The 20,975-nt window shown below is 77.5% G+C and carries 16 protein-coding genes; 5 read left to right on the top strand and 11 right to left on the bottom strand.

Going from position 1 to position 20,975, the window contains the following annotated elements:
• The first annotated feature begins 47 nt into the window (after positions 1–47).
• On the top strand, positions 48–1,130 hold the full coding sequence (locus ACFU5J_RS15505) for a DUF664 domain-containing protein (protein ID WP_430579317.1): 1,083 nt from the start codon (positions 48–50) through the stop codon (positions 1,128–1,130).
• Between the two features lie 6 nt (positions 1,131–1,136).
• Here ACFU5J_RS15505 and ACFU5J_RS15500 read toward each other — a convergent pair whose 3' ends face one another.
• The 4 genes from ACFU5J_RS15500 to ACFU5J_RS15485 all read right to left on the bottom strand — a co-directional run bounded on the left by ACFU5J_RS15500 (position 1,137) and on the right by ACFU5J_RS15485 (position 4,599).
• Positions 1,137–2,507, bottom strand: coding sequence for a chloride channel protein (locus tag ACFU5J_RS15500; protein ID WP_430579346.1), 1,371 nt, complete (start codon positions 2,505–2,507; stop codon positions 1,137–1,139).
• A 5-nt stretch (positions 2,508–2,512) separates the two neighbouring features.
• Positions 2,513–2,866, bottom strand: coding sequence for an SHOCT domain-containing protein (locus tag ACFU5J_RS15495; RefSeq protein ID WP_430579316.1), 354 nt, complete (start codon positions 2,864–2,866; stop codon positions 2,513–2,515).
• 1 nt (position 2,867) lies between these two features.
• Positions 2,868–3,290: a DUF6325 family protein gene (locus ACFU5J_RS15490; RefSeq protein ID WP_430575797.1), complete on the bottom strand. Its 423-nt coding sequence runs from the start codon at positions 3,288–3,290 to the stop codon at positions 2,868–2,870.
• A gap of 232 nt (positions 3,291–3,522) precedes the next feature.
• Positions 3,523–4,599, bottom strand: a complete 1,077-nt coding sequence (locus tag ACFU5J_RS15485) for a substrate-binding domain-containing protein (RefSeq protein WP_430579315.1) — start codon at positions 4,597–4,599, stop codon at positions 3,523–3,525.
• A 133-nt stretch (positions 4,600–4,732) separates the two neighbouring features.
• Between ACFU5J_RS15485 and ACFU5J_RS15480 the strand changes: the two genes are divergently transcribed.
• The 4 genes from ACFU5J_RS15480 to ACFU5J_RS15465 all read left to right on the top strand — a co-directional run bounded on the left by ACFU5J_RS15480 (position 4,733) and on the right by ACFU5J_RS15465 (position 11,895).
• Positions 4,733–6,925 (top strand): DUF2264 domain-containing protein, encoded by a 2,193-nt coding sequence (locus ACFU5J_RS15480; protein ID WP_430579314.1) that lies wholly within the window; start codon positions 4,733–4,735, stop codon positions 6,923–6,925.
• Positions 6,922–7,920 carry a hydroxyacid dehydrogenase gene (locus tag ACFU5J_RS15475; protein WP_430579313.1) on the top strand — a complete coding sequence of 333 codons (999 nt, stop codon included), beginning with the start codon at positions 6,922–6,924 and terminating at the stop codon, positions 7,918–7,920. The genes ACFU5J_RS15480 and ACFU5J_RS15475 overlap by 4 nt, the downstream gene beginning before the upstream one ends.
• A 133-nt stretch (positions 7,921–8,053) precedes the next feature.
• Positions 8,054–10,789: a Tat pathway signal sequence domain protein gene (locus ACFU5J_RS15470; RefSeq protein WP_430579312.1), complete on the top strand. Its 2,736-nt coding sequence runs from the start codon at positions 8,054–8,056 to the stop codon at positions 10,787–10,789.
• Positions 10,786–11,895, top strand: a complete 1,110-nt coding sequence (locus ACFU5J_RS15465) for a rhamnogalacturonan acetylesterase (RefSeq protein ID WP_430579311.1) — start codon at positions 10,786–10,788, stop codon at positions 11,893–11,895. The genes ACFU5J_RS15470 and ACFU5J_RS15465 overlap by 4 nt, the downstream gene beginning before the upstream one ends.
• An 18-nt stretch (positions 11,896–11,913) precedes the next feature.
• Here ACFU5J_RS15465 and ACFU5J_RS15460 read toward each other — a convergent pair whose 3' ends face one another.
• The 7 genes from ACFU5J_RS15460 to ACFU5J_RS15430 form a co-directional block, all read right to left on the bottom strand.
• Complete coding sequence (locus tag ACFU5J_RS15460; protein WP_430579310.1) at positions 11,914–12,996, bottom strand: DNA polymerase IV; 1,083 nt, start codon at positions 12,994–12,996, stop codon at positions 11,914–11,916.
• A gap of 45 nt (positions 12,997–13,041) precedes the next feature.
• On the bottom strand, positions 13,042–13,941 hold the full coding sequence (locus ACFU5J_RS15455) for an HpcH/HpaI aldolase/citrate lyase family protein (RefSeq protein ID WP_430579309.1): 900 nt from the start codon (positions 13,939–13,941) through the stop codon (positions 13,042–13,044).
• On the bottom strand, positions 13,938–15,146 hold the full coding sequence (locus tag ACFU5J_RS15450) for a CaiB/BaiF CoA transferase family protein (protein WP_430575805.1): 1,209 nt from the start codon (positions 15,144–15,146) through the stop codon (positions 13,938–13,940). The genes ACFU5J_RS15455 and ACFU5J_RS15450 overlap by 4 nt, the downstream gene beginning before the upstream one ends.
• Complete coding sequence (locus tag ACFU5J_RS15445) at positions 15,143–17,188, bottom strand: formylglycine-generating enzyme family protein (protein WP_430579308.1); 2,046 nt, start codon at positions 17,186–17,188, stop codon at positions 15,143–15,145. Before ACFU5J_RS15445 ends, ACFU5J_RS15450 begins: the two co-directional genes overlap by 4 nt.
• A 76-nt stretch (positions 17,189–17,264) precedes the next feature.
• Positions 17,265–18,191 (bottom strand): ribokinase, encoded by a 927-nt coding sequence (locus ACFU5J_RS15440; protein ID WP_430575807.1) that lies wholly within the window; start codon positions 18,189–18,191, stop codon positions 17,265–17,267.
• Positions 18,188–19,579 carry an ADP-ribosylglycohydrolase family protein gene (locus ACFU5J_RS15435; RefSeq protein ID WP_430575808.1) on the bottom strand — a complete coding sequence of 464 codons (1,392 nt, stop codon included), beginning with the start codon at positions 19,577–19,579 and terminating at the stop codon, positions 18,188–18,190. The genes ACFU5J_RS15440 and ACFU5J_RS15435 overlap by 4 nt, the downstream gene beginning before the upstream one ends.
• Positions 19,576–20,766: an ADP-ribosylglycohydrolase family protein gene (locus tag ACFU5J_RS15430; RefSeq protein WP_430575809.1), complete on the bottom strand. Its 1,191-nt coding sequence runs from the start codon at positions 20,764–20,766 to the stop codon at positions 19,576–19,578. Before ACFU5J_RS15430 ends, ACFU5J_RS15435 begins: the two co-directional genes overlap by 4 nt.
• Positions 20,767–20,975: the final 209 nt, after the last annotated feature.

Below are 20,975 nucleotides of genomic sequence, written 5' to 3'. Positions count from 1 at the left end.
CCGGTAAGCCGTCGCCGCCGCCGACACGCCGCGGATAGGGTCGCCGGATGACCGTGACCATCCTCACCGGGCCGCCCGGCGCCGGGAAGACGACCGTCGCCGCGCTGCTCACGGCGGAGCTCGAGCGCCCCACCGTCAACCTCACGACCGACACGTTCTACCGGTCGATCGCGACCGGCTTCGTGCCGCCGTACCTCGCGGGCTCGCAGCGGCAGAACGAGACCGTGGCGGCGGCGATCGTCGGCGCCGTGAGCGCGTACGTGCGGGGCGGGTACGAAGTGGTGGTGGACGGCGTCGTCGGCCCCTGGTTCCTGCCGCCGTTCCGCGAGGCGGCCGCGCGCGAGGGCTGGGACCTCGCGTACGTCGTCCTGCGCCCTGCGCTGGACGTGGCGCTCGCCCGCGCGGGCGGCCGCGCCGACGCCGAGCTGCGCGACCCGGACGCCGTGCGCAGCATGCACGCCGCGTTCGGGGACCTGGCCGGGCTCGAGCCGCACGCCCGCGACACCGGCGCCGAGGAGCCCGCGGACACCGCCGCGGCCCTGCGGGCGGCGCTCGCCGACGGCGCGTTCCGGCTGCCGGTGCCCGCCGCCGCGCAGGTCGAGGACACCCGGGCGGACCCGCCGCTGCGGGCCGACGAGGCCGCCACCCTGCGGGGCTACCTCGACTACCACCGCGACACGCTGCGCCTGAAGACCGCCGGGCTCGATGACGCGCAGCTGAGCACGCCGCTGCCGCCGAGCACGATGACCCTGGGCGGGCTGCTCAAGCACCTCGCGTACGTCGAGCTGTACTGGTTCCGCGAGGTGTTCGAGGGCGTCTCCCGGCGGCCCCCGTTCGACGCCGTGGACTGGGACGCCGACCCCGACTGGGAGTGGCACAGCGCCGCCGACGACACCCCGCAGGAGCTGCGCGCGCTGTTCGACGGCGCCGTCGCGTCCGCCGACGGCGTGCTCGACGCCGCGCTGGCGACCGGCAGCCTCGACGCGACGTCGGTCGTCACGTCGCGCCGCCACGGCGAGGGCGCGTTCAGCCTCCGCTGGATCGTGGTGCACATGATCGAGGAGTACGCGCGGCACAACGGGCACGCCGACCTGCTGCGCGAGGCCGTCGACGGCACGACGGGCGAGTAGCCGCCGTCAGGCGGTCGCCGCGTCGGCGCCCGACGCCTCGCCCGACGCCGCGGCACGACGCTCGCGCCGGGGCTTGAGCAGGAAGTGCTCCGTCACGTACCCCACCACGACCGCGAGGAGCACGATCGGCGCCATCGCGGGTGCCGCCGGGCCCAGCAGCATGACGATCAGCACGGACGAGGAGACGGGGAACGGCAGCGTCGCCGCCGTGGCCGCCGCCATCCCGGCGGCGAGGCCGGGCACCGCGCCGTACCCGGGGAGCTCCGCGACCAGCACGCCCGTGGCCGCGCCGAGGAGGACGGCGGGGAAGATCGGGCCGCCGCGCAGCGTGCCGAGCGACACGGCGTAGGCGACGCCCTTGAACGCCAGCAGCGCGACCAGCGCGCCGGCGCCCCACGCGGCGGGGTCGGACGCCAGCGGCGCGAGCAGGTCCTGGCCCGACAGGGCGACGTCCATCGGCGACCGCCCGGTGACCAGGGCGTACCCCGAGGCGCAGGCGCCGACCACCAGCGCGCCCACCACGGCGGCCGCGAAGGGGTGCGCGGCGGCGGCCCGCGCCACGGCGCCGCCGAGGCGGTGCACCAGCCGCACGACGATCGCGACGAGCACGGCCACCGGGATGGTCCACAGCACGTCGGCGAGGTCCGGCCGGGCCGGGCCGTCGATGCCGGGCAGGGTGAGCGGGGCGATCTCCAGGCCCGTCCAGACGCCCATGCCCGTGAACACGAGGGCCCCGACCCCGGACGTCAGGATGCTGGGCAGGACCACGCCCACGAGCCGCGCGCCCGACAGGCCGGCGATGGCCGACGCCTCGACCACGAAGACGGCGCCCACGATCGGGCTGCCGAAGATGGCCGACAGCGCCGCGGCGGACCCGGCGACGGCCAGGACCTGGCGGGTCGGGTCGTCGAGCCGCGCGTCCCACGGCCGCACGAGGATGAGGGCCAGCGCCGAGCCGATGGCCAGGAGCGGCCCCTCGGGTCCGAGGACGGCGCCCAGGGGCAGCCCGGCGAGCGCCGCGAGCAGCACGCCGGGGACGTAGGACGCGGGGACGATGCCCAGGCTCAGGCCGTCGACCGGGACGTGACCGCCGTGCCCCGGCAGGGAGCGGACGGCGAACCCGACGAGCAGGCCGGCGAGCGCCATCCACGGCAGCGGCCACCACCAGGGCGGCGAGTCGTACCCCAGCCCCTCCGGCAGGACCTCCCACACCTGGTGGGTGAGCTCGTGCAGGACGGCGAGGAACGCGAACGCCGCCAGCGAGACCGGGACGCCCACGCCCGCCGCGAACAGCAGCAGGCGGCCGAAGCCGCGCGGCGTGGGCAGAGAGCCCGAGGCCGACGCCGCACGGCCCGCCGTCGCGTCGGCCCCGGACATCCCGCTCACCCGAGGAGCTTGGCCTTGGCCGCGGCGAACTCCGCGTCCGAGAGCACGCCGGCGGCCTTGAGGTCGCCCAGCTTCTGCAGCTGCGCGATGAGGTCCTCCCGGGGCGCGGCCGGCGCCACCTGCGCGGCCTGCTGGGCCTGCAGCTGCGCCTGCTGCTGCTCGTACGCCTGCTGCTGGGCCGCCTGCTGCTGCTGGGCGTTGTACTGGTCCGCGGCGTAGCGCTGCTCGTCGCGGGCGGAGGCGCGCCGGTTCATCGCCCGGCTCGTCGCCTGCGCCGTGCCGGTGATGACGGCCGTGCGGGCCATGGTGCCGATGAGGCCGGGGCGGCCCATCCGTCGCATGGGGGGCATCTCAGTTCTCCTTCTCGATCTCGGCGGAGATGGCCTCGAGCGCCGCCGGGGGCACCTGGGTCCAGTCCAGGAGCCGACCACCGGCACCGCGCAGGGCCCCGGTGAGGCCGCGCGCCCAGGTGTGCTCGAAGACGAGCATGCCCACGGCCGCACCGGGCTCGAGGTCCTCCGCGATGTCGTCGACGTCCTCCGACCCGAGCAGCCCGGCCGGCTCGCCGACGATGCGGGCGAGCTCGTCGTCGCCGCCCTCGGTGGCCTCCAGCCACTCGATCGTGCCGTCCTGCGCCTTGCGGATCAGGAGCGCGTCGAGCACGTCGATCGTGCCGGCGTCGACGAGCCGGGCGAGCTCGGCGATGACCTCGCCCCTGAAGTCGGTCTGCGGGAACTCGATGAGCACGAGCTCCACGGGTCCGGTGGGTTGCATGTCCTGCCTCTCGGTCGATCCCTCGGAACGGACCGCGACCCGTCGCGAGGGCCCCCTCGACGGAGACCCGTGCGGCAGCGCTCGTCCTGGCGAAACTCTCCCATCGGGCGGGCACGCCCGCATGCCGAGGGGCGGGGGCCGCCGGGGTGAACCAGCAGGTCACCGGCGCCGCGACCGGGCCCGGTCGCGGCCCGGTCGCGGCGCGGTCGCGGCGCGGTCGGGGCCGGAGCCGTCACGCCGCGCCCCACGACCCCCGGACGGTGAGGCGGGGCAGCAGCGCCACGTGCCGCGGCGACGCGTGCGCGCCGGGCACCTCGCCGCCCTCGTCCCCCACGATCCGCGCGACGAGCAGGCGCAGCGCCTCGCGTCCGAGCTCGCGGCGCGGCGGCGTCACCGTGGTCAGCGGCACGACGGCCAGCTCGGCGTTCTCGTCGTCGTAGGCGACGACGGCGAGGTCCTCCGGGACCCGCAGGCCGCGGTCGAGCGCGGCCTCCACGAGGCGGGCGGCGTGGTCGTCGGTGTGCACGAGGACGGCGCGGGTGCCGGTCGCGCGGCACCGGTCCAGGAGCGCGCCGAGCTCGCGCCCCAGCGCGGCCGGGTCGCCCTCGCCCTTGGGCAGCGACAGGTCGGGGCCCGGCTCGACGCCGAGGCGGGCGACCGCCGTCGCGAACCCCTCGCGCACGTGCGGCGCGGTGGGCGTGCGGTCGTAGACCGCCAGCCCGACCCGGCGGTGCCCGAGCCGCGCCAGGTGCTCCACCGCGAGCACCGCGCCGTGCGCGTGGTCGGTACGCACCTGGTCGAGCTCGCTCAGCGCGGTGAGGCCGTCGACGCGCCGCTCGGCGACGACGACCGGGACCGGCACGGAGCGCAGCCACGCGGCCAGCTCCTCCGGGGCGCGGTCGCGGGTGGTGGGCGCCACGACGATCCCCTGGGCGCCGAGCCCGACGAGGCGGTCCACCTGGGCCGCCTCGACGTCGGGCCGGTAGTGCGAGACGCCGAGCACGAGCCGCACGTGCAGGCTCGGCGCCAGCCCCTCCATGCCGCGCACGAGCGGCGGGAAGTGCACCGTCGAGCTCGGCACCACCACCCCCACGAGCACCCGCGCGGCCTGCGGCGCCCGGGCGGAGCGCAGGGCCACGGCGCCGCCGTGCACCCGCGCGAGACGGCCGGCGCGGTCGAGCTCCTGGATGTCGCGCCGGACGGTCACCTCCGCCACGTCGAGGGTCGCCGCCGCCTCCGCGGAGCGCACGCTGCCGCGCAGCTCGACCTCCCGCAGCAGGTACTCGTGCCGTGCCGTGCGCAGGTGCATGGTTCTCCGCCATCTCTGCCCGTCGCCGTCGAGGGTGCTCCGATCGGGCAGCACCGTAGCGGACGATATCCGCGCCTGATCGGAAATGTCCGGTCCCGCCGGGATGCTCCGCCCCGCGGGCCAGGATGCCCGGGTGACACCCGCAGCCACGACGCCCACGAGCACCGCCCGCACCACCGACGCCGCCGCGGGGAGCTCCCGCGGGCCCGCCGCGGGGCCGCCGTCCGACCCGCGCCTCGAGCCCGCCCGGCGCTGGCCGCGGGAGCGGTGGCTCGCGACCGCCGACGGGCTGCTCGACGCCGTCCGCCCGTACGCCTCCCCCGGCGGCTCGCTGATCACGCTGCCCGGCCCCGTCAGCGGCTCGGGCGCCTGGAGCGACGGCCTCGAGGGGTACGCCCGCACGTTCCTGCTCGCGGCGTTCCGGCTGCGCGGCGAGGAGGGTCGTGACCCCGCCGGGCTCCTCGACCGGTACGCCGACGGGCTGCGCCACGGCGTCGACCCCGCGGGCGGCGAGCGCTGGCCCCGCGTCGACGAGCGGCGCCAGGCGGTGGTCGAGGCCGCGTCGGTGGCGATCGCCCTCGCGGAGACGCGCCCGTGGCTGTGGGACCGCCTCGACGACGGCACCCGGCAGCGCACCGTCGACTGGCTGGCGGGCGTGGTCGGCACCCGCGGCTACACGAACAACTGGCTCTGGTTCCAGACCGTGATCGAGGCGTTCCTCGCCACCGTGGGCGGGCCGTGGGAGCAGGCGGACCTGGACCGGAACGCCGAGACCGCCGAGTCCCTGTACGTGGGCGACGGCTGGTACTCCGACGGCCGGGGGCGCGACGGGCGCCGGCAGAGCTTCGACCACTACGCGGGCTGGGCGTGGCACGTGTACCCGTTGCTGCACGCCCGCATCCTGGGGCGCCCGCTCGAGGAGGTGCACGCCGCGCGGCTGCGCGCCTACCTCGGCCAGGCGCAGCACCTCGTGGGCTCGCGCGGCGCGCCGATGCTGCAGGGCCGCTCCGTCACCTACCGGCACGCCGTCCTGGCCCCGTTCTGGGCGGGCGCCGTCGCCGGCGCGACGCCGCTGGCGCCGGGCGCGACCCGGGCCCTCACGGGCGCGGTCGCCGACCGGTTCGACGCCGCGGGCGCCGTCGACGAGCGCGGCCTGCTGCCCGTGGGCTGGCACCGCCGGTTCCACCGCGTGCGCCAGCTCTACACCGGCGGGTCGTCGCCGTACTGGGCGAGCAAGGGCTTCCTCGGCCTGCTGCTGCCCCCGGACCACCCGGTCTGGACGGACGAGCCGGAGCTGCCGGGCCCGTGGCGCGAGCCGCGCACGGTCGCCCTCGCCGCCCCCGGCTGGCTGGTGAGCACCACGCCCGCCGACGGCGTCGTGCGCCTCCTCAACCACGGCTCGGACCGCGCGATCGAGCACGCGCTGGCACCCCACGCCGACGACCCGTTCTACCGGCGCCTCGGCTACTCCGGCGCCACGTCGCCCCAGCTCTCCGCGGCCGACGTCGCCGCGCCCCTGGACTCGCACACCGCACTGCTGGACGCCCACGGCGCGCCGTCCCACCGCGACGCCGTCGACCGCGTGCACCTGGACGACGCCGTCGGCGTCTCCCGCTCCCGCGTGCACTGGCTCGACCTGCCCGGGGCGACCGGCGCGGCGACGGGCGACGACGCGGGCTGGGCCGGCCACCGCCTCGGCCCCGTCCTCACCACCGCGTCCGTGGTGCGCGGCCCCGAGGAGGTGCGCCTCGCCTGGTGGACGCCCGCACCCACCGCGGCGCCGGGCCGCGCGCCCGCCGCGACGGCCCCCGCCGACCTCGACCGGGACGCCGCGTGGCCCGCCGACCCCGGGCCGTGGACGGTCCACGTGGGCGGCTGGCCGATCGCGGCGGCGACGGACGACGCACTGCGCCTCGAGCGCGGCGACGACCGGGTCCGCGTGGTCCGCGAGGACGGCACGGTCTCCGCGCTGCGCGCGCTCGCGGTGCGGGCGGACGGCCAGCCCTCCCCCGCGCTCGACGCCGCGGGATGCGCACGCCGGGAGGGCGCGGACCCCTTCGGCGCGGCGTCCGCCGTCCCCTGGCTGCGCACGAGGACCGCCGTCGGGCCGGGCCAGGTCGTCGCGGCGCTCGTTGTGCTGGGCGCCGAGCGCGAGCCACGCCTCGGGCCCGACCCGAGCGTGCACGTGCGCACCGACGGCGACGGGCGGCCGGCGCGGGTCGAGGTGCGGTGGCCCGACGGGCGCGTCGACGCCGTGCCCACGGCCCCGGACGCCGCCGCGGGCACGGCCGGCGACACCGCACCGCCGACGGCGGCCCACGCGTGACGCGGCTCCGGGCGGCGTTCGCCATGCGGGACGCCGCGCTGCTGCCCGACCTGTTCGACGACGCCGCGCTGGCCCGGCTGCGGGGCGTCGCCGACGTCGCCCCCGGCGTGCTCACCGCGGCGGACGTGGCGGGCGGCGCGCTGCGCGACGTGGAGGTGCTCCTCACCGGCTGGGGCGCGCCCCGGCTCGACGCCGACCTGCTGCGGGGTGCCCCACGGCTGCGCGCCGTCGTGCACGCCGCCGGCTCCGTCAAGCCGATCGTCACGCCCGCGACGTGGGAGCACGGCGTGCGCGTGACCAGCGCCGCGGCCGCCAACGCCCGGCCCGTGGCCGAGTACACGCTCGCCATGGTCCTGCTGGCGGGCAAGCGGGTGCTCGAGTCCGCCGACGCGTTCGGGGCGCACCGGGCGTTCGGCGGCTGGTCCGTGCCCGACCCCCTCGGCAACCACGGCCTGACCGTGGGCGTCGTGGGCGCGTCCCGGATCGGCCGGCAGGTGCTGCGCCTCCTCGCCCCGTTCGACGTCGAGCTCCTGCTGCACGACCCGTGGGTCGACGCCGCCGGCGCGCGGGCCCTCGGCGCCACGTCCGTCGCCCTGGACGACCTCGCGCGGGGCAGCGACGTCGTCACCGTGCACGCCCCCGACCTGCCCGCCACGTACCGGATGATCGGGCCGCACCAGCTCGCCCTCATGCCCGACGCCGCGACGCTGGTGAACACCGCGCGCGGGCGCCTGGTGGACACGCCCGCCCTCACCCGCGAGGTCGTGTCGGGCCGGCTCCGGGCCGTCCTCGACGTCACCGACCCCGAACCGCTGCCCCCCGACCATCCGCTCTACGACGCGCCGGGGGCGCTGCTGACCCCGCACGTCGCGGGGTCGCTGGGCAACGAGCTGCGGCGGCTCGGCGACCTCGCCGTGCGCGAGGTGGAGCGCCTCGCGGCCGGCGCGGAGCTGGAGCACGAGGTGCGCGCCGAGCAGCTGGGCACCACGGCCTGACGGTCGCGGCCGCGTGGACGCCGGTCCGCGCGGTCCGGTTTTGCTCGTTTCGCGACCGGGTGCGCGGTCCCCCCGCACGATGAGGGCGTCCGCCGACGGACACGCACCCCACCGTCACGAAGGAGTGGCCATCGTGGTCGACGTCAGCCGCCGTACCGTCCTCACCTCCGCCCTCACGTCCGCGCTCACCGCGGGCGCGGTCGCCGCCGCCGGGCCTCGCGCCGCGAGCGCCGCGGCCGCGCCCGCCGCCGCGGCGCTCGCCGGGCACGCCCCCGTCGACGTCCGCTGGCTCGAGGGCGGTACCCCCGCCGCCCTCGCCGGCGGCGCCACCTGGGGCGTGCCCTGGCCGCGCGGGGCCCTGCCCGGCGACCAGCAGTTCGCCCTCACCACCGCCGCCGGCGAGGCCGTGCCGGTGCAGACCTGGACCACGGCTTGGTGGCCCGACGGCTCCGTCAAGTGGACCGCGCACGCGGTGGCCGACGCCGCGCCCCGCGACGCCTCCTACCGCCTCGCGCCCGGGGCACCCGCCCGGGGAGAGCACGCGGTCACCGTGCGGGAGAACCCGGGCAAGGTCGTGGTCGACACGGGCGTCGTGCAGGTGGAGTTCGGCCGGCAGGGCGACAAGGTCGTGCGCGAGATCCGGCGCGGCGGCGAGGTGGTCGCGAAGGACGGCCGCCTCGTCGTGCAGCGGCAGGACTCCCCCGACACCGACCGCGGCGGCGCGCTGTCCTTCGAGGCCTTCTCCGGGACGGTCCGCGAGGTCACCGTGGAGCAGTCCGGCCCGGTGCGCGCCGTCGTCAAGGTCGAGGGCGTGCACCGCAAGGGCCGCCGCGAGTGGCTGCCGTTCGTGCTGCGCTTCGCGCTGTTCGCGGGCTCGGACGGGATCCGGCTGGTGCACACGTTCTTCGTCGACGGCGACGAGGACACCGACTTCGTCACGGGGCTCGGGGTCCGCTTCACCGTCCCGATGCGCGGCGAGCTCTACGACCGGCACGTGCGGTTCGCGGGGCCCGACGGCGGCGTGCTCGCCGAGGCCGTGCGCGGCGTCACCGGCCTGCGCCGCGACCCGGGCGAGGCCGTGCGCGAGGCGCAGGTGGCCGGCCGGGCGCTGCCCGACCCGGCCGGCTGGGACCAGCGGGTCACCTCGCGGCTGCACTGGATCCCCGCGTGGGGCGACCACAGCCTGGCCCAGCTCAACGCCCACGGCTTCGAGATCCGCAAGCGCACCGGCGCCGGGCACGCGTGGATCCGGGTCGACGCCGGCGGCCGCGCGCCCGGCCTGGGCTACGTGGGCACCCCGGCGGGTGGCCTGGCCTTCGGGATGCGGAACTTCTGGCAGCTGCACCCCACGGAGCTGGAGGTCACGGGCGCCGCGACCGACGAGGCCGACGCCACGGTCTGGATGTGGTCGCCGCGCGCCGAGGCGATGGACCTGCGCTTCTACCACGACGGCATGGGCCAGGACACCTACCCCGAGCAGCTCGACGCCCTCGAGATCACCTACGAGGACTACGAGCCCGGGTTCGGCACCCCCTACGGCGTCGCGCGCACCACCGAGCTGATGTTCTGGGCGCTGCCGGCCACGCCGACCGCCGCGCGGTTCGCCGAGCTCGCGGAGGCCACCGCCACCCCGCCGCTGCCCGCGAGCAGCCCCCAGCACAACCACGCCGCGGGCGTGTTCGGCTCCTGGTCGCCCGTCGACCGGTCCACCCCCGCCCGGGCCACGATCGAGGACCGGCTCGACGCCATCCACCGCTACCACCTCGAGCAGGTGGACCAGCGCTCCTGGTACGGGTTCTGGGACTACGGCGACGTCATGCACTCCTACGACGGCGACCGGCACCAGTGGCGCTACGACGTGGGCGGCTACGCCTGGGACAACTCCGAGCTCTCCACCGACCTGTGGCTCTGGTACCACTACCTGCGCACCGGCGACGCCGCCGCGTTCCGCTTCGCGGAGGCGATGAGCCGGCACACCGGCGAGGTGGACGTGTACCACCTCGGCGAGTGGAAGGGCCTGGGCACGCGGCACGGCGTCCAGCACTGGGGCGACAGCGCCAAGCAGGTGCGCATCAGCAACGCGAGCTACCGGCGCTTCGTCTACTTCCTCACCGGTGACGAGCGTTCCGGCGACCTGCTGCGCGAGCTGGTCGACTCCGACCGCACCTACCTGGTGCTCAACGCCGGCCGCAAGGTCGACGGCTCCACGGGCGGGTACGACCCGGACCCCGCAGCCCTGCCGCTGAGCAAGACCACGGACTGGGGCGCGATCGCCGGCGCGTGGCTGACCGAGTGGGAGCGCGGCGGCGACCCGCGGGCCCGCGAGCGCCTGCTGGCCGGGGCCCGCTCCGTCTCCGCCCTGCCGAACGCGTGGGTGCAGGCGGACGCCACCTACGACCTGGAGTCCGCGACCTTCAGCTCGGGGCCCGACAAGACGGTGTCCGTGGGCAGCCTCAGCTCCGTGTTCGGCCTCGTCGAGGTGATGACGGAGCTGCTCGACCTCGTCGACGAGCCCGAGGTCGAGGCGCGCTGGGTGGAGTTCTGCCGCCTGTACAACGGCACCAAGGCGGAGCAGAAGGAGGCCACCGGCGCGGACTGGGGCAGCCTCAACCTCAAGCAGGCGTACTCCCGCGCGACGGCGTACGCCGCCGTCCGGCTGGACGACGACGCGCTCGCCGCGCGCGCCTGGACGGAGCTGGCCACGGGGCACGCGGGCTACCCCGACGGGATGGACTGGGGCACCCGGCGCGTCGAGCCGCCGGCGGTGCTGCGCGCCGTCGACGAGGCCGACTTCTCCTCGAACGCGTCGGCCCAGTACGGGCTGGCGGCGATCCAGTGCCTCGCCCTCGTCGGGGAGCGGCTCGCGTGAGCGCCGCCCGGCGCCCGTGGCGGGCGACGACGGCGGCCCTCTGCGCCGCGACCACCCTCGCGGTCGGGGCCGCCGCCCCGGCGACGGCGTCCGCGCCGGCCGCCACCGGGCGGCCCGGGCTCGCGGCCCCCCGCCCGGACCCCGCGCTGCTGGAGGCGTGCACGGGGGCCGGGCCGGTCGTGTGCACCTACCCCGACCTGCCGCCCGGCCACTACGACGTCACGGTGCTGCTCGGGGACCGCCACGCCGCCGCCCGCACCGAGGTGCTGGCGGAGGCCCGGCGCCTCATGGTCGACGCCGTCGACACGGACGAGGGCGAGGTGGTGCGGCGCACCTTCACGGTGAACGTCCGCGACCCGGAGAGCCAGCAGAACCTGCCCCCCGGCGACGGCACCCCCGGGCTCACGCTCACGTTCGGCGGGGACGCCCCGCGCGTCGCCGGGATCGGGATCCGGGCGGCGGACGAGCGCACCCCGCGCCTCGCGCTGCTCGGCGACTCCACGGTCACCGACCAGGGCGCCGCCCCGTACACCGGGTGGGGACAGCGCCTGCCGGCCCGCTTCCGCCTCGGGGTGAGCGTGGTCAACCACTCGGGCTCCGGCGAGAGCACCGTCTCGGCGCTGGCGGAGCCGGAGATGCTCGACGCCCTCGTGCCGCAGCTGCGCCCGGGCGACGTCCTCCTGGTGCAGCTCGCGCACAACGACAAGACGACGACCGCCGCGCAGTACCGGGCGAACCTCGCCGAGATCGTCGGCCGGGCGCGCGCCACGGGCGCGACGCCCGTCCTGGTCACGCCGATCGTGCGCCTGCGGTTCGACGGCGACCGGCTCGACCCGACGGGCCTCCTCGTCACGGGCGAGACCGACCTGCCCGCCGAGATGCGCGGGGTGGCGGCCGACCTGGGCGTGGACCTCGTCGACCTCACGGCGCGGAGCAAGGAGCTCGTCGAGAGCCTCGGCCCCACGGACGCCCAGCCGCTCTACCTCGTCCGGGAGAACGGCGACCGCACCCACACCTCCGAGCACGGCGCGTCGGTGTACGCCGGCATCGTGGCCGACGAGCTGCACCGGCTCGGGCTCGTGCCGGAGCGGTCCTGGGCCCGCTGACCCGGTCGGGGCCCCGGCTCAGACCCGCCCGCGCACCGGCGTGCTCCCGGCGCCCGCGCCGCCGGAGGGCATGACCATCTCGGCGCGGACGCCGAGCAGCCGCACCTCGCGGCCGGGCTCCAGCCCGGCCGCGAGGTCGAGCACCGCCGCGGTCACCTCGTCGAGCGAGCGCGTCGGCGCGGGCAGCTTGCGCGAGAGGGTGCGGGTGAAGAACGGCGCGTAGCGCACCTTCAGCCCCACCCGGAACACCGGCCGCCCCTCGGCCTCGGTGTCCGCGTGCGCCTGCGCGGCCAGCTCCCCCAGCGCGGCCGTGACCTGCTCGGGCGTCGTGAGGTTGCGCTGGTAGGTGGTCTCGCGGCTGTGCCCGCGGGCCACCCACGGGGTGTCGTCGACGACGGCGGACCCCTCCCCACGCCCCAGCTCCCCGTACCAGGCGCCCATCCGCGGCCCGAACTCGCCGACCAGGACGGCCTCGTCCGCGGCGGCGAGCTGCGACACCGTCCCGATGCCGTGCGCCGCGAGGCGCCGGGCCACCCGCGAGCCCACGCCCCACATGTCGACGACGGGCCGCTCGCCCATCACCGAGGTCCAGCTCTCGGCCGTGAGCCGGTACACGCCCGCCGGCTTGCCGAACCCGGTGGCGATCTTCGCGCGGACCCTGGTGTCGCCGATGCCGACCGAGCAGTGCAGCGCGGTGGCGTCGAGCACGGCCCGCTGCGCGCGGCGGGCGAACGCCTCCGGGTCCTCGACGTCGGTCCCGAGGAACGCCTCGTCCCAGCCGAGGACCTCCACCACGGTGCCGAGCCCGCGCAGCGTGTCCATCACGTGCCCCGACGCCGCCTCGTACACCGGGCGGTCCACGGGGAGGATCACCGCGTCCGGGACCTTGCGGGCCGCGACCCGCAGCGGCATCCCCGACCCGACGCCGTACGCCCGGGCCTCGTACGACGCGGTGGACACCACGGCGCGCTCGGTCGGGTCGCCCCGGCCGCCGACGATCACCGGCCGCCCGGCGAGCTCCGGGCGCCGCAGCACCTCGACCGCGGCCAGGAACTGGTCGAGGTCGACGTGCAGCACCCAGCGGAAGCGGCGTGGGCCCATGCCCCGAGTCTGCGCCACCCGGCGCGGGCGGCGCCCGTCGGCGCGTCAGGCCTCGGGGCCGGCCGCCCGCCCCGCGAGCGCCAGCGTCCAGCGGGCGCGCTCCACCATCGCGACGTCCAGGAACGTGCCGTCGGCCAGGACCACGGTGCCCGTCCCGGCGGCGGCGGCGTCGGCGACGGCGCGCACGACCTCCCGGGCGCGCTCGACCTCCGCCTCCGCCGGGGCGAACGCGGCGCGGATCGTCGCGAGCTGGGCCGGGTGGATCGCCGTCCGGCCCCAGAACCCGAGGGCGCGGCCGGCGCGGCACGACGCCGCGAGGCCGTCGAGGTCGCGCACGTGCGTCCAGGCGGACATGGCGGGGGCCGGGAGGCCCGCGGCCCGCGCGGCGACGACCACGCGGCCGCGCGCCCAGGCCAGCCCGGTCTCGTCGTCCACGCGCAGGTCGGACCGGAGGTCGGCCTCCCCCAGCCCGAGCGAGGCGACCTGCGGCGACGCGGTCGCCAGGTCGAACGCCCGCTCCACGCCGAGCGCCGTCTCGAGCAGCAGGTGCAGGGCGCGGCCGGGCAGCGCCGCCGCGAGGTCCCGCACCTGGTCGGCCGACTCCACCTTCGGCACGCGCACGCCCACGGCGGCCGGCAGCTCCGCGACCGCGGCGAGGTCGGCGGCGTGCCACGGGGTGCCCGCGTGGTTGACGCGCACCTGCACCGCGGGCCCGGCGACGCCGGCGCCCGCGGCCGCGTGCGCGGGCGCGGGCGCATCGGCGAGCACCGTGGCGAGGTGGCCGCGCGCGGCGTCCTTGGCGGCGGGCGCCACGGCGTCCTCGAGGTCCACGAGCACCGCGTCGGCACCCGACGCGAGCGCCTTGCCGACCCGGTCGGGCCGGTCGGCCGGCACGTACAGGAGGGTGAGCGGCGGCATCGTCGACGCCGCCGCGGACGTCGTCATACGGCCCCCTCGGCCCGCAGGGCGGCGACGCGCTCCGCGTCGAACCCGAGCTCGCCGAGCACGGCGTCGGTGTCGGCGCCGTGGGCGCGGCCCGTGTGCCGGATGACGCCGTCGTTGCCCGACAGCCGGAACAGCGGCCCCTGCATGAGCAGCGGACCCAGCTCCGGGTCGTCGATCTCGTGGATGGTGCCGAGGGCACGGAACTGCGGGTCGTCGACGATGTCGCGGGCGTCGTAGATCGGCGCCACCGCGGCCTGCGCCTCCTCGAAGGCGGCGACCACCTCGTCCCGCGTGCGCCCGGCGATCCAGCCGCCGACGGCGTCGTCGAGCTCGTCGGCGTGCTGCGCCCGGTCGACGCCGCGGGCGAACCACGGCTCGTCGATCAGCTCGGGGCGGCCCACCAGCCGCATGACCCGCTCGGCGATCGACTGGGCCGACGTGGAGACGGCCACCCAGTGCCCGTCGCTCGTGCGGTAGGTGTTGCGCGGCGCGTTGTTGGCCGACCGGTTGCCGGAGCGCGGCTGCACGGTGCGCAGCTGGTCCCAGCGGGTGATCTGCGGACCGAGCATCGCGAGGATCGGCTCCACGATCGCGGTGTCGACCACCTGCCCGCGGCCCGTGCGCTCGCGCGTGGACAGCGCGACCATGACCGCGAACGCCGTCGCCAGGGAGGCGACGCCGTCGGCCAGGCCGAACGGCGGCAGGGTGGGCGGGCCGTCGGGCTCCCCCGTCATCGCCGCGAACCCGCTCATCGCTTCCGCGAGGGTGCCGAAGCCCGGCCGCGTGCGGTAGGGGCCCACCTGGCCGAAGCCGCTCACCCGCGCCAGGACCAGCCCGGGGTTGCGGGCCGACAGCTCGTCGTAGCCGAGCCCCCACCGCTCCAGGGTGCCGGGGCGGAAGTTCTCGATCACGACGTCCGCGGTCTCCGCGAGCGCGAGGAACACCTCGCGACCGCCGGGGCTGCCGAGGTTCGCGGTGATCGTGCGCTTGTTGCGCCCGAGCGTCTTCCACCACAGGTTGACGCCGTCCTTCGCCGCGCCGTGCGTGCGCGACGGGTCGGGCTTCGCCGGGTGCTCCACCTTGACGACGTCGGCGCCCATGTCGCCCAGGTGCATCGCCGCCATCGGGCCGGCGAACAGCGTGGACGCGTCGACGACCCGCAGCCCCGCCAGCGCGCCGGCGGCCGCGTCGCGCGAGACGGTCATCGGGTCACCTCCGTCGTGTCCACCAGGCCGAGCGCGTCGGGCAGGTCCCAGGCGCACCGGAACCCGACCGTCGCGCCGCGCGCGAGGCCCAGGCCGGGCAGCAGCAGCTTCACCGCGTAGTCGGGCGCGTGCCGGCCGCCCTCGACGTACCAGTCCGAGCCGTCGGCGCGGTAGTCGCTGCCCCCCTTGATCATGACGTACCGGGTGCGGCCGTCGCTGTGCTCGCTCTCGGTCCACTCCCACACCGCGGGGGCGCCGCGGCCGAAGCCCGGCTCGCCGCCCGCGAGCTGCCACTCGTCCTCGGTGGGCAGCCGCCCGTCGCGCCACGCGCAGTACGCGCGCGCGTCGTCGAGGTCGACGAACGTCACCGGCTCGTCCTCGGTGCCCGGGACGGGACGGCCGTCGGACCAGTGCGCGAGGAAGCGGTGCGGCTCGGCCGGGGCGTACCCGGTCGCGTCGACGAACGCCGCGAACTGCGCGTTCGTCACCTCGCGGGGCGCGACGGCCACGGGCGCGGCCAGCTCGCCGTCGCGCTGCAGCGTGCGGGCGTCGTGCAGGCGCGGGGGCAGCGGCTTCCACTCGTCGACGTACGGCGCGCCCTGGTACATGCCGGTCTCGCGGGCGCGGTGGCGCACGGTGAGGACGTACGGCCCGGCGGGCAGCACGACGGCGTCGGTGCCCGGACCGGCGCCCGCGCCCGGCCCGATCCCCGCGGGCGCCGCGGGGCGCAGCCGCCGGGCGACGCGGTGCGGGAAGCGCGCGTCCGGGTGGTGCGGGTCGCCGTCGGCGGAGTCGAGCCCGTCCACGACGGCGCGCAGCCGCGCGGCCCACGCGGGCCCGGTCGCCCCGGGCCGCCCGGCGTCGGGGGCGGTGCGCACCAGCGCGGCGATGCCGCGCGCGGGGACGACGACGCGCTCGTCGCCGTCGGCGAGCACCGGGCCCGCGTAGTCCTCGTCGCCGCGGTTCACCAGCGTCCAGAGCGTCACGCCGTCGGCCTCCCACCGCGACGCGTACACGCCGGCGGCCTCGGCCCGCGGCGCCAGCTCCGCGAGCGGTGTCCAGGCGCCGCGCAGCAGCAGCTCGCCCGCTTCGCGCTGCACCCGCACCATGCGGCGCACGGTCGCGGCGTCCCGGGCCGACCAGCCGACCCACACCCCGAAGACGACCTCCCACACCATGGCGCCCACGCCGTTGAGCCACGCGGACTGCAGCTCCTCGGAGTGGTCGCGGTGCCAGCGCCGCACGTGGTGCTGCATGTGCCGCCGCTCGTACCAGTGCGCCCGCAGCACGCCCGGCACCGGCGAGTCGGCGAAGAACTGCGCCCACGACGACGAGTGGTCCTCGATGCGCTCCACCGGCAGCTTCGACTCGCCCTCCAGCACGATGCCGGGGCGCGCCGCCTCCAGGCGGGCCACGAGCTCCGGCTCCGCCTTCTTCAGCGTGTCGAGGAAGACGCCGTCCGCGCCCAGGTCGCGGACCAGCGCGGCCAGCTCGGTGAGGTCGTCCTCGCCGCGCCGCGTGCCCGTGTCCCACGGGTTGTAGTCGACGAACACGCGCATCCCCGCGGCGTGGAACGCGGACACCAGACCGGTGATGCCGGGCACGTCGCGGTAGAAGTCCCACTGGTTGCGGTCGTCGATCCCGATCACCGGGTAGGCGTGCCACAGCACGACCGCGTCCAGCCCGGCGAAGCGCTCGGCGGCGTCCGCGAGGAAGCGCTCCGGCGTGAACCGCCGCTCCTCGAACGAGTACAGCAGCTCGTCCCACAGCCAGACCTGCGCGACCGTGCGGCACTCCGCGGCCCACGCCGCCTCCGGGCGGTCGTAGGCGACCCCCGTGTAGCCGTGCCGCTCCCGGGCGTCCGAGCGCCAGGCGGCCAGCCGCTCGCGCCAGGCCGGGCGGTCGGCCGGGTCCGCGGGCCCCACGAAGATCTTCGCCTCGTCGAGCGCGACGCTCTGCTCGGGGGTCAGCGGCCCGCCGGCGGGCACGTCGGTGGGCCGGTCGATCGGCCGCGGGACCAGGGGGTCGAACGTGTACGTCATGACTGCTTCCTCCGAGGGTCCGGGAACGGACCGGGGACGATGGGGGCGGTGCGGTGCGGCGGTGCGGCCGGCAGGCTCAGCCGGCCCCGGAGGCCGCGAGGGCGGCCACCTCCGAGGCGGCCGGGACGGCGTCCTGCGCGCCACGGCGCGTCACCGCCAGCGCGCCCGCGGCGGCCGCGAGCCGGGCGGCCGCGGCCAGGTCCTCGCCCCGGGCGATCCCGGCGGCGAGGACACCGCAGAACACGTCGCCCGCACCCGTGGTGTCGACGGCCTCGACCCGGTGCGCGGGCACGCGCACCGGCGGCGTGCCGCGGCGGGCCACGAGGCTGCCCGCGCCGCCGAGGGTGATCACGACCGCCGGCACCCGCCGCAGCAGCGCGGCCCCGAGCGCCTCGGGGTCCGCCACCGCGTCGGCCTCCAGGTCTCCAGCGAGGTCGGCCGCCTCGTGCTCGTTCACCACCAGGACGTCGACGGCGTCCCAGAGCGCGTCGGGAAGGGCGCGGGACGGCGCGGCGTTGAGCACCAGCGGCACGCCCGCCCGGCGCTCCCGCGCCGCGGCGAGCACGACGTCGAGCGGCACCTCGAGCTGCGCGAGGACGACGTCGGCCGCGGCGATGCGCTCGGCCTGCGGCCGCTCGACCGCGAGGCGCGAGTTGGCTCCCGGGGCGACGACGATCGCGTTCTCGCCGTCCGGGGAGACGGTGATGAGCGCGGTGCCCGTCGCGACGTCGAGGCGCCAGACCAGGTCGGTGCGCACCCCGGCCCGCCGGAGCGAGGCGAGGAGCAGGTCGGCCGCGTCGTCGCGCCCCACGGCGCCGACGAACGACGTGTCCGCGCCGCCCGCACGGGCGGCGCCGGCGGCCTGGTTCGCGCCCTTGCCGCCCGGGCTGCGGCGCAGGTCGCCGCCCAGGATGGTCTCGCCGCCGCCCGGGTGGCGGGGCACGTCCACCACCAGGTCGACGTTGGCCGAGCCGACCACCACGACGCGGCCGCCGGCGCTCACGAGGGGCTCCCCGCGCCCGCCGCGCCCTGGGACGCGCGGAGCGCGAGCGCCGTCGTGCGCGCCGCCAGGTCGTCGATGCGACGCTCGCCGCCGGGCAGCGAGGTCGCGATGCGGCCGTCGAGCGGAGCGCTCCACGCCGCGCCGATCCCGTCGGCTCCGCGCAGGGCCCCCACGACGCCACCGACCGTAGCCGCCGCCGAGTCGGTGTCCCAGCCCGCGGTCACCGCGATCGAGACGCTCGGGCCGAACTCGCCCCGCCCGGCCTCGAGCGCGTACGCGACCACGGCCGCGTTGTGCAGCACGTGCACCCAGTGCAGGTCGCCGTAGGTGGCGTGCAGCCGGTCGAGGTCGGCGCGGACGGCGGCCTCGCCGCCGTCGGACGCCGCGCCCAGCTCCCGGCCCAGGCGGACGGCCGCGGCGAGGCGGCTGCCGGGCGGGACGACGGCGTCGGCGGCGTCGAGCGCCGCGGTGACCCCGCCCGCGACCACCGCCGCCGACCCCAGCGCCGCCGCCCACATCGCGCCGTACACGCCGTTGCGGGTGTGGCTCAGGCGCGCGTCGGTCCAGGCCAGGCGCGCGGCCTCGCGCACGTCCCCGGGGCTCACCCACCCGAGCAGGTCGGTGCGGATGAGGGCGCCGATCCACTCCCGGAACGGGTTGTGGTGCGTGGCCGTCTCGGGCACGGGCCGCGCGTCGAGGATGTTGCGGTACGCCGCGCGCTCGGCGGTGAAGGCCCGACCGGCAGGCATGAGGTCGAGCCAGACCTGCGCCACGTCGTCGGTGGTGAAGCCGCGCCCGCGGGCCTCGAGGAGCTCCAGGGCGAGGATCGGGTAGTTGAGGTCGTCGTCCTCCGGCATCCCGTCGATGTTCTCCTCGAGGGAGGTCGGGGCGGAGCGGCGGTTCCACGGCCAGCGGGCCGCCACGTCGTCGGGCAGCCCGACCGCGGTGAACCAGCGGTCCAGGGGCCACCGGCCGGTGGACCGCAGGATCTCCTCGATGCCCTCGCGCGGGATCTTCTCGACCGGCTTGCCGAGCAGGCAGCCGGCGGCGCGGCCGGTCCAGGCACCGTGCACGCGGGCGCCGAGGTCGGCGCCCGGGCCAGGCAGGGCGGGGGCCGCCGGCAGCAGGGCGACGATCTCGTCCCACCCGTCGGGCTCCGCCGGGGCGGGCGCGGCCGGCCGGGCGTCCAGCTCGTCGAGCAGGGTGCGGGCCAGGGCGCGCAGCTCCGGCGTCGCGGGCACGGGGCCGGCGCCGCTCACGGCGGGCGCCGGGTCTCCCCCGGCCGCCACCCAGCGCTCGCGGACGTCGGCCGTCTCCTTGCCCTCGGCCGCGGACTGCACCAGCTCGTGCGCGAGCAGGTCCTCCGGCTGCGCCCAGGTCAGCCTCATGCCCGCGCCCCGGCGGCCTCGGTGTCGGCGTCGAGGTCCAGCGCGTCGATGCCCGCCAGGCGCGCCCGCGCCCGCTCGGCGTCCGCGCGCACGATGTCGGCGGCCGCGGCGGCCATGAGCCGCCCCGTCTCGCGGACGTCCATCCGGCTCGCCACCTCGATCTCGTCGAGCCAGTCGGTGGGCACGACCTCGCTGCCGCCGAGGCCCGCGGCCACCGCGCCCGCCATGACGGCGATGGAGTCGGCGTCACGGCCGTAGTTCACGGCGGCGAGGACCGACCCGCGGTAGTCGCCGCGGTGCCCGAGCAGCATGCCGAGCGCCGCCGGCAGCTCCTCGATCGACTTGGTCCGCGACGGGCGGCGCGCGTCCATCGACATCTGCCGGTACGCGGGGCCCACGGAGTCGAACGGGGCCACGGTCTCGCGCACCAGGCGGCCGAGCTCGCGCTCCTCCTCGTCCGTGCCGGGCGCCGTGGTCCAGCCGTCGAACGCCTCCACCACGGCGTGCAGGGCGTCCGCGGTGCCGTCGTGGGCGACGTCGAGCGCCGCGTGCACGACGTCGTCGAGCGTGGCGCCCGGCGCCACCGACGCCGCGACCATCGCCGCGAACACGCCCGCCGCCTCCCGGCCGTAGCTCGACTGGTGGGCGCCCGTGAGGTCGATCGCCTCGGCGTACGCGCCGCGCGGGTCGCCCGGGTTCGCCAGGCCGACCGGCGCGACGTACATCGCGGCGCCGCAGTTCACGACGTTGCCGACGCCCGCCTCGCGCGGGTCGACGTGCCCGTAGTGCAGCCGCGCGACCATCCACTTCTCGGCGAGGAACACCCGCTGGAGCAGCAGGGCGGTCGACTCGAGCTCGGGGATCCAGCGCGGCTCCCCGATCATCAGGGGCACGAGGTCCTCCGCCACGGAGTACGCGTCCAGGTGGTCGCGGCGCTTGGCGTAGACCTCCACGACCGCCCGCGTCATGAGGGTGTCGTCGGTGATGTGCCCGTCGCCCTTGTGGTACGGCGCGATGGGGCGCGCGTCGCGCCAGTTCGGGTACCAGGGGCCGACGATGCCGGTCACCCGGCCCCCGTGGCGCTCCTCGATCTGCTCGGGGGTCCAGCCCTCGACGGCACCGCCGAGCGCGTCGCCCACCGCGGCGCCGGTGATCACGGCCATCGATCGGTCGTCCAGCCAGGTCACGGTCACTCCCTCGTCGTCCTGCCGGGCGCGTGTCTCGCGTCCCGGGTGCCCGCGGGGCGGGCTCGACGCCCGGCCCCGCGGTGCGGGTGGTCGTGCGGGGGGGGGGGCGCCCCCCCCCCCCCCCCCCACAGGGCTGGTGCCCCCCACCCGGCGGGGGGGGGGGGGGGCGCCTCCCGCCGCCGGCCCCCGGCCCGCCACCGCGCGCGGGG

Origin of the sequence: Isoptericola sp. NPDC057559 (assembly GCF_042801555.1) — a bacterium.
Lineage (GTDB): Bacteria > Actinomycetota > Actinomycetes > Actinomycetales > Cellulomonadaceae > Isoptericola.
Note: the sequence above shows the minus strand (reverse complement) of the source record. Positions and strands in the feature narration are given on the sequence as shown.

What these genes read in the sequence shown, in the direction of transcription:
- ACFU5J_RS15490 (WP_430575797.1), bottom strand. Translation starts at nt 3,290, where the DNA reads ATGCAACCCACCGGACCCGTGGAGCTCGTGCTCATCGAGTTCCCGCAG.
- ACFU5J_RS15460 (WP_430579310.1), bottom strand. Translation starts at nt 12,996, where the DNA reads ATGGGCCCACGCCGCTTCCGCTGGGTGCTGCACGTCGACCTCGACCAG.
- ACFU5J_RS15435 (WP_430575808.1), bottom strand. Translation starts at nt 19,579, where the DNA reads ATGAGGCTGACCTGGGCGCAGCCGGAGGACCTGCTCGCGCACGAGCTG.
- ACFU5J_RS15500 (WP_430579346.1), bottom strand. Translation starts at nt 2,507, where the DNA reads ATGTCCGGGGCCGACGCGACGGCGGGCCGTGCGGCGTCGGCCTCGGGC.
- ACFU5J_RS15495 (WP_430579316.1), bottom strand. Translation starts at nt 2,866, where the DNA reads ATGCCCCCCATGCGACGGATGGGCCGCCCCGGCCTCATCGGCACCATG.
- ACFU5J_RS15455 (WP_430579309.1), bottom strand. Translation starts at nt 13,941, where the DNA reads ATGACGACGTCCGCGGCGGCGTCGACGATGCCGCCGCTCACCCTCCTG.
- ACFU5J_RS15485 (WP_430579315.1), bottom strand. Translation starts at nt 4,599, where the DNA reads ATGCACCTGCGCACGGCACGGCACGAGTACCTGCTGCGGGAGGTCGAG.
- ACFU5J_RS15450 (WP_430575805.1), bottom strand. Translation starts at nt 15,146, where the DNA reads ATGACCGTCTCGCGCGACGCGGCCGCCGGCGCGCTGGCGGGGCTGCGG.
- ACFU5J_RS15445 (WP_430579308.1), bottom strand. Translation starts at nt 17,188, where the DNA reads ATGACGTACACGTTCGACCCCCTGGTCCCGCGGCCGATCGACCGGCCC.
- ACFU5J_RS15505 (WP_430579317.1), top strand. Translation starts at nt 48, where the DNA reads ATGACCGTGACCATCCTCACCGGGCCGCCCGGCGCCGGGAAGACGACC.